This window comes from Leifsonia sp. NPDC058230 (genome assembly GCF_042882245.1).
Taxonomy (GTDB): domain Bacteria; phylum Actinomycetota; class Actinomycetes; order Actinomycetales; family Microbacteriaceae; genus Leifsonia.
The window spans coordinates 545,293-557,623 of sequence record NZ_JBHVWM010000003.1 but is presented as its reverse complement, the minus strand read 5'-3'; the positions used below and the strand labels follow the sequence as shown (position 1 = coordinate 557,623).

The window sequence follows — 12,331 nt, the reverse complement described above, 5'->3', positions numbered from 1 at the left end:
TGAGCAGTCGGCACTTCGGGACCTGGAGACGATCGCCCGAGGTTACTCGAACGCCTCCGGCGGCGGGCAGGCGCAGAAGAGGTTGCGGTCGCCCCACGCCTGGTCGATGCGACGCACCGGCGGCCAGTACTTGTTGCGCACGAGGCTCGGCACCGGGTAAACGGCCTGTTCGCGGCTGTACGGATGCGCCCACTCCCCCACGATGACCGTCTCGGCCGTGTGGGGAGCGTTGCGGAGCGGGTTGTCGTCGACGGGCCAGTCACCCGCGGCGACCGCGTCTGCCTCCGCCTTGATCGACACCATCGCGGTCACGAAGCGGTCGAGCTCGCCCAGGTCTTCGCTCTCGGTCGGCTCGACCATCAGGGTGCCCGGCACGGGGAAGCTCATCGTCGGCGCGTGGAAGCCGAAGTCGATGAGGCGCTTGGCCACGTCGTCGACGGTCACCCCGGTCGCCTCGGTGAGCGGGCGCAGGTCGAGGATGCACTCGTGCGCGACCAGCCCGTTGTCGCCCGCGTAGAGCACCGGGTAGTGCTCGCGGAGCCGTGCGGCGATGTAGTTGGCGGCGAGAACGGCCGCACCGGTCGCATCCGTGAGCCCCTGCGCGCCCATCATGCGCACGTAGGCCCAGCTGATCGGCAGGATGCTCGGGCTGCCGTATGCCGCCGCCGAGACGGGACCGCCCGCGTGCTCGACCCGTCGGCTGCCGTCGCCGCCCGCCAGGTAGTGGTCGGCGCGCTGCGCCATCGGGTGGCCGGGGAGGAACGGCGCGAGGTGGGCCTTGGCCGCGACCGGGCCCACGCCCGGTCCGCCGCCTCCGTGCGGGATGCAGAAGGTCTTGTGCAGGTTGAGGTGGCTGACGTCGCCGCCGAAGTCGCCGAACCGGGCGTAGCCGAGGAGGGCGTTGAGGTTGGCGCCGTCGACGTAGACCTGGCCGCCCGCATCGTGCACGGACCGGGTGATCGCGACCACTTCGTGCTCGTACACGCCGTGGGTCGACGGGTAGGTGATCATCAGGGCCGCAAGAGTGTCGGCGTGCTCGGCGACCTTGGCCCGGAGGTCGTCGAGGTCGACATTGCCGAGTTCGTCGCAGGCCACGACGACGACGGACATGCCGGCCAGCACGGCCGACGCAGCGTTGGTGCCGTGGGCGCTCTGCGGGATGAGGCAGACGGTGCGCGCCAGGTCGCCGCGCGAGCGGTGGTACCCGCGGATCGCGAGGAGCCCGGCCAGCTCGCCCTGGCTGCCGGCGTTCGGCTGCAGCGAGACCGAGTCGTACCCTGTCACGTCGGCCAGCCACTGCTCCAGCTGGTCGATCAGGTCGAGCGAGCCGCGAACATCCTCGATCGGGGCGAACGGGTGCAGCCCGGCGAACTCTGGCCAGGTCACCGCCTCCATCTCGGTCGCGGAGTTGAGCTTCATCGTGCACGAACCGAGCGGGATCATGCCGCGGTCGAGCGCGTAGTCCTTGTCGGCGAGGTACTTGAGGTACCGCATCATCGCCGTCTCGGAGTGGTGCGTGTTGAAGACGGGGTGGGTCAGGTAGGCGGTCGTGCGAGCCAGGGATGGCTCGAACGATCGCAGGCCGAGCGGCGCGTACGCCGACCAGCCGTCGACACCCGCCTCGAAGACGGCCGGATCCGACTCGCCCTGCGCCGGCTCACCGGCGTCGGGGGCGAAGATCTCGAGGAGCTCGGCGAGCAACGGCGATCCCGAGCCGAGGTCGGCTGCGAGCTCTTCGTCGAATGAGACGGAGACGGTCGTCTCGTCGGCGGCGTGCAGCAGGATGCCACGAGCGTGCGCGGCTGCGACAGTGGCCGCGGCATCCGCGACACGCACCTGGAAGGTGTCGAAGAACGAGTCAGAGAGCACGTCGACGCCGTGCTGGCGAAGCACGCGGGCGGCGATCGCCGCCGACGCGTGAACGGTCTGGCCGATGACCTTGAGGCCACGGGGACCGTGGTAGACCGCGTACATCCCGGCCATCACGGCGAGCAGCACCTGGGCGGTGCAGATGTTCGAGGTGGCCTTCTCGCGGCGGATGTGCTGCTCGCGGGTCTGCAGGGTGAGGCGGTAGGCGGGCTTGCCGACTGCATCCTGAGACACCCCGACCAGACGGCCGGGGAGCTGGCGTTCCAGGCCCGAGCGCACGGCCATGTAACCGGCGTGCGGACCACCGAAGCCCATCGGAACGCCGAAGCGCTGGCTGGTGCCGACGGCGACGTCGGCACCGAGCTCGCCGGGCGACGCGAGCAGGGTGAGCGCCAGGAGGTCGGCCGCGGCGACGACGACCGCGCCCTGCGCCTTGACGGCGGCGATGATCTCCGCCGGGTTCCACACGTTCCCCGAAGCGCCCGGATACTGCACGAAGAGACCGAATGCATCGGCGAGCTCGGGTGCGTCGGGAGCGGTGGATGCGAGGTGCAGCACGACGAGCTCGATGCCGACCGCGTCCGCGCGGTTCTGGAGCAGGGCGAGGGTCTGCGGGAAGGTGTCGCTGTCGACGATGAACTTCGCAGTCTTGACCTTGGATGCGCGGCGGGCCAGCAGCATCCCCTCGACCACCGCGGTCCCCTCGTCGAGCATCGACGCGTTGGCCGTGTCGAGCCCGGTGAGGTCGGCGACCATGGTCTGGAAGTTGATGAGCGCTTCCAGCCGCCCCTGCGAGATCTCCGGCTGGTAGGGCGTGTACGCGGTGTACCAGCTCGGGTTCTCGAGCACGTTGCGCTTGATCACCGCCGGAGTGATCGTTCCGTAGTAGCCGAGGCCGATCATCGACCGGTTCACGGTGTTGCGCGCGGCGAGCTCCCGGAGTTCGCGGAGCGCTGCCCGCTCGGACGACGGCGCCGGAAGGATCGAGTCCTCGGCCCCGCGGAAGTTGCCGACCCGGATCGATTCCGGCACTGCTGCCGTGACGAGGTCGTCGACACTGTCGTAGCCGAGCGTGGACAGCATCGTGGTCTGCGCGTCGCCGTCGGTGCCGATGTGACGCGTCTGGAAGAGTTCAGTCATCGTGGAAGAAGGAGCCTCACTCGCCGGTCAGGGCGGAGTATTCGTCGTAGCTGAGGAGGGTGGGCAGCTCGGTGAAAGTCACCTTGATGAGCCAGCCCTCGCCGAACGGGTCGCTGTTGACCAGCTCCGGAGAGTCGACGACCGCGGCGTTGACCTCGGCGACGGTGCCGTTCACGGGCGCGAAGAGCTCGCCGACCGACTTGGTCGACTCGATCTCGCCCACGACCTTGCCCTCGGCCAGGTCGCTGCCCTCCTCGGGCAGTTCGACGAACACGACGTCGCCCAGCTTCTCGGCCGCGTAGGCGGTGATCCCGACGGTCGCCGTGTCGCCATCGACGAGCACCCACTCGTGTTCAGCGGTGTACTTCAGATCCTGCGGAGCGGCCATGGCTAGTTCTTCTTTCTGCTGTAGAAGGGGAGGGCGGTGACGGTGAAGCCGAGGCGGGTGCCACGGACGTCGACGTGCAGTTCGGTACCGGGGCGGGCTGATCGGGGCGAGACGTAGGCCATCGCGATCGGAACGCCGATCGTCGGTGAGAGGGCACCGGATGTGACGACGCCGACGGCTTCGTCAGCGCCCGTCGTCCCGTCGGTCGCGTAGACCGGGTAGCCGGCGCGCGCGGCGCGCTTTCCGTGTCCCATCAGGCCGACGAGCACCGGCGCGGAGGCGTCGGGGCCGACCTCGCTGGCGTTCCGGCCGACGAAATCGGTCTCTTTGGCGAGGTTGACGACGCGGCCGAGGCCCGCCTGCGCCGGGTACGTCTCCGTGTTGAGCTCGTGGCCGTAGAGCGGCATGCCCGCCTCCAGGCGCAGGGTGTCGCGGCTGGCGAGGCCGGCCGGCACGAGGCCCTGCTCGGCGCCGGACTCGAGCAGCGCATCCCACAGCGCCTTCGCATTGTCGGGAGCGGTGTAGAGCTCGAAGCCGTCCTCTCCGGTGTAGCCGGTTCGGGCGATGAGCACCGGATGCGCCTCGAAGAGTGCCGGAATCGACCAGTAGTACTTGAGCCCGGCAAGCCGCTCGCCGAAGTCGTCGCCGTCGTAGTGGCCGCCCTCGATGGCGAACCCTTCGGTCGCCAGGAGGATCGACAGGCTGGCCGGACCCTGCACGGCGAGGAGTGCGATGTCGTCGCTCTCGTCGAACACCTCGGTGTCGAACGGAGCCGTGCGGTCGCGAAGCTCCTCCGCCACCTCGTCGCGGTTCGCCGCGTTGGCGACGACCATGTAGCGATCCGCGCCCGTACGGTACACGACGAGGTCGTCGACGATGCCGCCCGAGCGCGACAGCAGGAGGCTGTACTTCGCCTGGTCGTCCGCGATGCCGGAGAGCTTTCCGGCGAGAGCGTAGTCGAGCGCCTGCCCGGCCTCCGGCCCGATCAGAACGATCTCGGCCATGTGCGACAGGTCGAAGAGTCCCGCAGCGGTGCGCACGGCGTGGTGCTCGGCGAGGTCGCTCGAGTACCGCACCGGCATCTGCCAGCCGGCGAAGTCGGTGAAGGATGCGCCTGCCGCCAGGTGTGCGTCGTGCAGAGGTGAGAGGCGTTCCGAGTCGTGCGAGGTCATGAGTTCTCCGGTTCCGCCGGCCGTCGCCGGGAGTTGGGCGCGCCTTGCGGCCGCGTGAGAACTCCCCCTCTGTCATCCGGCCTGAGAGTTTCACCACGCGGGAGGCGCGGCTTTCACCTTGGGCGAGAGAGGCGATGGTGTCGCTCTCTGCTTTTCAGAGTGGCCAGTTCGATGCGGTACGCGTACCTGAGAGATTGTCGGGGAGGATTGCTCCTTCGGTGCCGGTGACGCGCTTTCACGCGCTCCGGCTCTCCCGCATCGACTTCGGTGGCCCTGTATTCAGTTGCACTCGCTGCCCGCGCGTGCGCGCGAACGGTCCTCAGCATATCCGACCGGCACGGTCCTCCCGCCCGGTTTGGAGTTCGGGTCGGGTTGACACTAAGATGAGGTGAACTTAGAGTCATTGTGACTTTTACTGGACGGAGCGGCGATGTCGTCGAACGGCGAGCGGCCGGAGGGCCGTGAGAGCGTGACGCGCGGTGAGCGCTCGCCCGCGCGCGCCAGTGCTCTTCTCGCCGTGTCCACCGTCATCTTCGCTCTGCGCAAGGACGAGGAGACCGGCGACCTGGCGAGCCTGTGGCTGCCGCTGGTGCGGCGCATCCGGGAGCCGTTCGAGGGATGCTGGGCGCTCCCCGGCGGGCCGCTGCACCTCGACGAAGATCTCGCGTTCGCCGCGGCGCGCACCCTGCGGGACACGACCGGACTGACACCGCGCTATCTGGAGCAGCTCTACGCGTTCGGGGATGCGACCCGGTCGACGGCTGCCGAGCGCGTGGTCTCGATCGTGTACTGGGCCCTCGTGCGGAGCGAGGAGGCCGCGCTCGCCAGCGTCGGCGAGAACGTGCAGTGGTTTCCGGCCGATGACCTCCCCCGCCTGGCCTTCGACCACAACCTCATCGCCGAATACGCGCTGTGGCGGCTCAGAACCAAGATGGAGTACAGCCGCATCGCGCACGCCTTCCTCGGCGAGACGTTCACCCTCGCCCAGCTGCGCGAGGTGCACGAGGCCGTCCTCGGCCGGCCGCTGGACCCGGCCAACTTCCGGCGCACCATCGAGGCTTCCGGGGCCGTGGTCGCGACCGACCAGTACCTGACCGGCACTCCACACCGGCCTCCGCGGCTCTACCGCTACAACGACTCCATCGACCTCGCCGACCAGGGACCACTCCCCCGTCAGCAGCATCCGTTCGAGAGAAGAAGAGAAGAATGAGCATCACCGCATCGGTCGACACCACCATCCAGCTCATCGCGCGCGGCGAGCTCGACGGCGAGACCTGCACCCCCGACCTCGTCGACAGCCCCTGGGTCTTCGACCTGCAGGAGCCGTCGTACGGGCCGGGCGCCTCGATGGCCGACCCGATCCCCGCCGCCACACCGCGACAGGGCGAGCTGCCCGAGGAGTACCGCGTCGCCAGCAAGGAGGAGCTGCACGACCGCATCCTCGCCGCCAAGGCGACGCTCGGCGACCGGGTGGTGACCCTCGGCCACTTCTACCAGCGCGACGAGGTGGTGCAGTACGCGGACTTCGTCGGCGACTCCTTCCAGCTCGCGAACGCCGCGAAGGCCAAGCCAGAAGCCGAGGCGATCGTGTTCTGCGGTGTGCACTTCATGGCCGAGACCGCGGACATCATCTCGCGTCCCGAGCAGGCCGTCATCCTGCCCAACCTGGCCGCGGGATGCTCGATGGCAGACATGGCCGACATCGACTCGGTGACAGAGTGCTGGGAGCAGCTCGAGGAGCTGTACGGCACGGAGCCGGATGCCGACGGTCGCGTCCCGGTCATCCCGGTCACCTACATGAACTCGTCGGCGGCACTGAAGGGCTTCTGCGGCGAGCACGGCGGAATCGTCTGCACGTCGTCGAACGCCGAGACCGTGCTCACGTGGGCGTTCGAGCGCGGCCAGCGGGTGCTCTTCTTCCCCGACCAGCACCTCGGCCGCAACACCGCCAAGGCGATGGGCGTTCCGGTCGAGCAGATGCCGTTGTGGAACCCGCGCAAGGCGTTCGGCGGCAATGACGCGGAGACGCTGACGGATGCCAGGGTCATCCTCTGGCACGGCTTCTGCTCGGTGCACAAGCGCTTCACGGTCAGCCAGATCGAGCAGGCTCGGGCGCAGTATCCGGATGTTCGGGTGATCGTCCACCCCGAGTGCCCGATGCCGGTCGTCGACGCGGCCGACGAGTACGGTTCGACCGACTACATCGTCAAGGCGATCGCGGCGGCTCCGGCCGGCTCGACCTTCGCCATCGGCACCGAGATCAATCTCGTGCAGCGACTGGCCGCCGAATTCCCGCAGCACACGATCTTCTGCCTCGACTCGGTGGTGTGCCCGTGCTCGACGATGTACCGCATCCACCCGGGCTACCTCGCGTGGGTGCTGGAGGGCCTGGTACATGGCGAGGTCCTCAACCGGATCAGCGTCGGCGCCGACGTCGCCGTGCCCGCCCGTGTCGCCCTGGAGCGGATGCTCGCCGCGCGACCCGACACCACCATGGCGGCCTGACATGGCTCGCGTCGTCGTGGTCGGAAGCGGTGTCGCTGGCTTGGTCGCCGCGCTCGAGGCGAGCCGCACCCACGAGGTCACGGTCGTGACCAAGTCGGAGCTCGCCGAGAGCAACACCGCGTACGCGCAGGGCGGGATCGCCGCTGCCCTGTTCCCGGACGACAGTGTCGAATCGCACATCGCCGACACGCTGAGCGCCGGAGCGGGTCTCAACGTCCGGGAGGCGGTGGAGGTGCTGTGCGCGGAGGGGCCGGAGCGCATCCGGGATCTCATCGCCTTCGGTGTCGAGTTCGACCGCTCGGGTGGCGACCTGGCTCGCGGGCTCGAGGCGGCGCACTCGCACGCGCGGGTGCTGCACGCCGGCGGGGACGCGACCGGAGCGGAGATCGAGCGGGCTCTGGTTCGCGCCGTGCGCGCCTCGGCGACGCGGATCGTCGAGCACGCGTTCCTGACGGAGATCCTCGTCACCGAAGGGGCCGTCCGCGGCGTCGAGGTGCTCCGCGCCGACGGAACGCTCGCCGAGCTGGCCGCCGACGCGGTCGTCCTCGCCAGCGGCGGCGCCGGGCAGCTCTATTCGCACACGACCAACCCGGCGGTGACGACCGGGGACGGGGTGGCCGCGGCCTGGCGGGCCGGCGCCGCGCTCGCTGACCTGGAGTTCTACCAGTTCCATCCGACCGCCCTCGCGATCCCGGGATCATTCCTGGTCTCCGAGGCCGTGCGCGGCGAGGGAGCCGTGCTGCGCAACGCGGCCGGCGCTCGATTCATGGAGGACGTGCATCCCGACGCCGAGCTCGCGCCGCGCGATGTCGTCGCCCGCGGGATCGCCGTCGAGATGGCCGCACAGGGCGGGGCTCCCGTGTACCTCGACGCGACGGCCCTCGGTGCGGAGTTCCTCGCCCGCCGGTTCCCGACCATCGACGCGGCCTGCCGTGCTGCCGGGATCGACTGGGCGCGGACGCCGGTTCCCGTGACCCCGGCGGCGCACTACTGGATGGGCGGTGTCGCGACGGACACCCACGGACGCACGACTGTGGCCGGGCTCTACGCCGTCGGCGAGGTCGCCTGCACAGGCGCCCACGGCGCCAACCGGCTCGCGTCGAACTCGCTGCTCGAGAGTCTCGTGTTCGCCCACCGCGCGGCCGAGGATCTCGCCGACGGCGTGCCGACGGACTGGAGCCGGGCCGGTTCCGACTGGCTCGGCGAGTCGATCGGAGCCGAGGAAGCCCCCGCCGCGCCCGTCGAGCGGGCCGATGCGACGGTGGTGCCACGGGATGCGCTGCGAGCGCTGATGTGGACCGCCGCCGGAGTTCACCGCACCCGGGAGACGCTGGAAGCGGCCGCGGCGACGCTCGCCGGCTGGCGCGCATCCGGAGATCCGCACGCGACCCGCGCCGAGCGCGAGGACGGCAACCTGCTCGACCTCGCCCGCCTGGTCGTGTGGTCCGCGCTCGAGCGTGAGGAATCGCGCGGGGCGCACTTCCGATCCGACTTCCCCTGCACGACCGACGGAATCGCGCGGCACTCGGTGCGCACGTCCGTCGCCTACCAAGAGGTGACTGTTCCATGCTGACCGACCAGACCATCGAGACCGTCGTTCGAGCCGCTCTGCTCGAGGATGCGCCCTGGGGCGACCTGACCTCGCAACTGCTCATTCCCGCAACGGCATATGCCAGTGCCCGCCTCGTCGCACGGGAGCCAGGAACGTTCTCCGGCGGCGCCGTCTTCACGGCGGCGATGACGCTCACGGACCCGACGATCGAGGTCGAGCTCGCCCTCGCCGACGGCGGCAGGTTCGACGCCGGTGACACGCTCGCGACGGTCAGCGGGCCCGCCCGATCGGTGCTTCAGGCCGAACGTGTTGCGCTCAACTTCGTGCAGCGCATGAGCGGCATCGCGACCCTCACCGGCGCCTACGTCGCCGAGATCGCGCACACGTCCGCCCGCATCGTCGACACGCGCAAGACGACCCCGGGCCTGCGGGCGTTCGAGCGTCACGCTGTGCGCTCGGGCGGGGGGCACAATCACCGCTTCTCGCTCTCCGACGCGGTGATGGCCAAAGACAACCACCTGGCCGTGCTCACCGCGCAGTCGGGACTGAGCGTGACGGATGCGCTGCTCGCCGTTCGTGCGCAGCTCTCGCACACGACGCACCTCGAGGTCGAGGTGGACCGCATCGACCAGATCGAGCCGGTGCTCGCCGCCGGAGTCGACACGATCATGCTCGACAACTTCACCGTGGATCAATTACGCGAGGGAGTCGCCCTCATCGCCGGCCGCGCGATCGTCGAGGCGAGCGGCAACGTGAACCTGGGCACGGTGCGCGACATCGCCGAGACCGGCGTGGACGTGATCTCGGTGGGCGCGCTGACGCACAGCATCCGTTCGCTCGACCTCGGGCTCGACGTGGTCGTGGAGTCGGCCGCGCCGTGATCTACCTCGACGCGGCAGCGACCTCGGCGGTGCGCCGCGAGGTGCTCGAAGCGATGTGGCCGTACCTGACCGGCGACTTCGGCAATCCGTCGAGCCACCACACGGTGGGCGAGTCTGCAGCGCGTGCGCTCGCGGATGCGCGCGCATCCGTCGCCGCCTGGCTCGGCTGCCGCCCGACCGAGGTGACCTTCACCTCGGGCGGCACCGAGGCCGACAACCTCGCGATCAAGGGGATCGCGCTGGGGAACCCGCGCGGTCGCCACATCGTCACGACCCCGATCGAGCACGAGGCCGTGCTGGAGTCGGTGGACTATCTGGTGCGGCTGCACGGCTTCGAGGCGACGTTCCTCCCGGTCGCCGCCGATGGACTCGTGGCGCCCGCCGACCTCGCGGCAGCCCTGCGCGACGACACGACGCTCGTGAGCGTGATGCTCGCGAACAACGAGGTGGGCACGGTTCAGCCCATCGCCGAGCTGGCCGCGATCGCGCACGCACGGCGTATCCCGTTCCACACGGATGCGGTTCAGGCGGCGGGGTGGCTCGACCTCGACGTGCAGCGGCTCGGCGTGGACGCGCTCAGCGTCTCGGGGCACAAGATCGGCGCCCCGAAAGGGATCGGCGCGCTGTACGTGCGGGGACGCATCCCGCTCGAGCCCGTTCTGCACGGCGGCGGGCAGGAACGCGGGCGGAGGTCGGGGACCGAGAATGTCGCCGGCGCCGTGGCGCTGGCCGCGGCCGCGCGCCTGGCGACGGCCGGGCGAGAGTCGAACGCACAGCGCGCCACAGAGGCCCGCGACGGGTTCGTCTCGGCCGTGCTCGCGGCCGTGCCGGATGCGCGACTCACCGGGCATCCCACGTCGCGACTGCCGGGAACCGCGTCCTTCGTGTTCCCGGGCACGAACGGCGAAGCCGTGCTGCTCGAGCTCGAGCGCCACGGCGTGGTCTCGTCGAGCGGGTCGGCCTGCGCAGCCGGGAGCGAGGACGCGTCGCACGTGCTGCTCGCACTCGGCTACCCCGACGATGTCGCCCGCACCGCCGTCCGTTTCTCCTGGGGTGCGGATGTGACCGCCGGGCAGCTCGTGGAGGTCGCTCCTGCGGTCGCCGAGGCGGTTCGCGAGATCGCTTCGCTCGGTCGCTGAGCCAGCCGGGTAGACCGGTCGTTCGGCGTCCCGCGCCATCCGATGCGGATGCATGCGTTACGCGGAGAGTGAACTCTTCGAGACGTTCGCCCGAGCGCCTCCCGCGATGTCGGTGCCGATCGATACTGTGGAGCGCGTGACTGAGAACACCGCGCCAGAGGCGCTCGCCGACCCCGCATCCGTCGACCCCACGGTCGCCGGATCCGCCGCCGACGCCGCACCCGCGGTTCCGGTGACGCCCGATCACACCAAGCGGAACAACCGCGTGATCTGGCTGCTGCTGTCCGCCACATTCGTGGTGATCCTCAACGAGACGATCATGTCGGTGGCCATCCCCCGGCTGATGGACGACCTGCGCATCGACGCGGTCGCCGCTCAGTGGCTGTCCACCGCGTTCATGCTGACGATGGCCGTCGTCATCCCGATCACCGGATTCCTGCTGCAGCGGTACAGCACACGCAGCATCTTCATCGCCGCGATGAGCCTGTTCTCGCTCGGAACGCTGAGCGCCGCCATCGCGCCGGGCTTCGAGATGCTGGTGATCGCGCGGGTGATCCAGGCTTCGGGCACTGCGATCATGCTGCCGTTGCTGATGACCACGCTGATGACGCTCGTTCCCGCGAGCAAGCGCGGCCGCACGATGGGCAACGTGTCGATCGTGATCTCGGTCGCCCCGGCCATCGGCCCGACGATCTCGGGCTTCATCCTGAACTACCTCGACTGGCGATGGATCTTCCTCATCGTGCTGCCGATCGCGGTGGCCATGCTTCTCATCGGCATGAAGTTCGTGGAGAACGTGACCGAACCGGAGAAGGTCAAGCTCGACGTGCTCTCCGTGATCCTCTCGGCGTTCGGGTTCGGCGGTCTGCTCTACGGGCTCAGCCAGGCCGGGGAGGCGTCCGCCGCCGGGGCCGGGGCGGTCTCGGGAATGTGGATCTCGATCGGGGTCGGAGCGGTGTCGCTCGCGGCGTTCATCCTCCGCCAGCTGCTGCTGCAGCGGCGCAATCGTGCCCTCCTCGATCTGCGTACGTTCAAATCGCCCATCTTCACCGTCGCGATCGGGCTGATGGCGATCAGTACCGCATCCATGTTCGGCGTGATCATCGTGCTCCCCCTCTACCTGCAGCACGTGCTGCACCTCGACACCCTCGCCACGGGACTCCTCCTGCTTCCGGGCGGCGTCATGATGGGCGTGCTCGCACCCGTCGTCGGCCGCCTCTACGACCGGTTCGGGCCGAAGCCGCTCGTGATCCCCGGCTCCATCCTGGTGAGCGGGGTGCTCTGGGCGCTCACCCTCTCCAACGAGCACTCCTCGCCATACATGCTGCTGGCCGCGCATGTCACTCTGAGTGCCGGGCTCGCCCTCATGTTCACGCCGCTCTTCACGGCGGGCCTCGGTGCCGTCACTCCGCACCTCTACTCGCACGCGAGCGCGATCGTCGGCACGGTGCAGCAGGTGGCCGGCGCGGCAGGAACGGCGCTACTGGTCGCGGTCCTGTCCGCTCAGACGGCAGCACTCACCGCGGCCGGCGAACCACTCGACATGGCGACGGCGGGCGGGGTGCGCATGGCGTTCCTGGTGGCGGCCATCATCTCTCTGGTCGCCGTTGCGGGATCGTTCTTCATCCGCAAGCCCGCGGATGTGGTGGAGGGCGTGTTCGCACACTGATCGCGCCCTGAGCGAG

9 protein-coding genes and 2 riboswitches are annotated in these 12,331 nt (G+C 69.7%); of the genes, 6 read left to right on the top strand and 3 right to left on the bottom strand.

Features of this window, described 5'->3' with window-relative positions; all coding sequences use genetic code 11:
• Positions 1-42 precede the first annotated feature (42 nt).
• From gcvP to gcvT, 3 genes are read right to left on the bottom strand one after another with little or no spacing between them, the layout of a single operon-like run.
• A complete protein-coding gene (gene gcvP, locus ACFVV0_RS12565) occupies positions 43-3,009 on the bottom strand; it encodes an aminomethyl-transferring glycine dehydrogenase (protein ID WP_387063275.1) in 2,967 nt (988 codons plus the stop codon).
• Between the two features lie 16 nt (positions 3,010-3,025).
• A complete protein-coding gene (gcvH, locus tag ACFVV0_RS12560; protein WP_387063272.1) occupies positions 3,026-3,397 on the bottom strand; it encodes a glycine cleavage system protein GcvH in 372 nt (123 codons plus the stop codon).
• A 2-nt stretch (positions 3,398-3,399) separates the two neighbouring features.
• Entirely contained in the window at positions 3,400-4,569 is a 1,170-nt protein-coding gene (gcvT, locus tag ACFVV0_RS12555; RefSeq protein WP_387063269.1) for a glycine cleavage system aminomethyltransferase GcvT, read from the bottom strand.
• A gap of 62 nt (positions 4,570-4,631) precedes the next feature.
• Positions 4,632-4,732, bottom strand: a riboswitch (glycine riboswitch).
• A gap of 1 nt (position 4,733) precedes the next feature.
• A riboswitch (glycine riboswitch) is annotated at positions 4,734-4,835 on the bottom strand.
• 164 nt (positions 4,836-4,999) lie between these two features.
• On the opposite strand from gcvT, the gene ACFVV0_RS12550 reads away from it, so the two are divergent.
• From ACFVV0_RS12550 to ACFVV0_RS12525, 6 genes are all read left to right on the top strand, one after another.
• Positions 5,000-5,779 (top strand): NUDIX domain-containing protein, encoded by a 780-nt coding sequence (locus ACFVV0_RS12550; protein ID WP_387063266.1) that lies wholly within the window; start codon positions 5,000-5,002, stop codon positions 5,777-5,779.
• Positions 5,776-7,074, top strand: coding sequence for a quinolinate synthase NadA (gene nadA, locus ACFVV0_RS12545; RefSeq protein ID WP_387063263.1), 1,299 nt, complete (start codon positions 5,776-5,778; stop codon positions 7,072-7,074). Before ACFVV0_RS12550 ends, nadA begins: the two co-directional genes overlap by 4 nt.
• Before the next feature lies 1 nt (position 7,075).
• Entirely contained in the window at positions 7,076-8,647 is a 1,572-nt protein-coding gene (nadB, locus tag ACFVV0_RS12540) for an L-aspartate oxidase (RefSeq protein ID WP_387063260.1), read from the top strand.
• Positions 8,641-9,507 (top strand): carboxylating nicotinate-nucleotide diphosphorylase, encoded by an 867-nt coding sequence (nadC, locus tag ACFVV0_RS12535; RefSeq protein ID WP_387063257.1) that lies wholly within the window; start codon positions 8,641-8,643, stop codon positions 9,505-9,507. Before nadB ends, nadC begins: the two co-directional genes overlap by 7 nt.
• The gene (locus ACFVV0_RS12530) at positions 9,504-10,646 is read left to right on the top strand and encodes a cysteine desulfurase family protein (RefSeq protein ID WP_387063254.1); all 1,143 of its coding nucleotides are present in this window, start codon (positions 9,504-9,506) and stop codon (positions 10,644-10,646) included. Before nadC ends, ACFVV0_RS12530 begins: the two co-directional genes overlap by 4 nt.
• Positions 10,647-10,752: 106 nt before the next feature.
• On the top strand, positions 10,753-12,315 hold the full coding sequence (locus ACFVV0_RS12525; protein ID WP_387063575.1) for an MDR family MFS transporter: 1,563 nt from the start codon (positions 10,753-10,755) through the stop codon (positions 12,313-12,315).
• Positions 12,316-12,331: the final 16 nt, after the last annotated feature.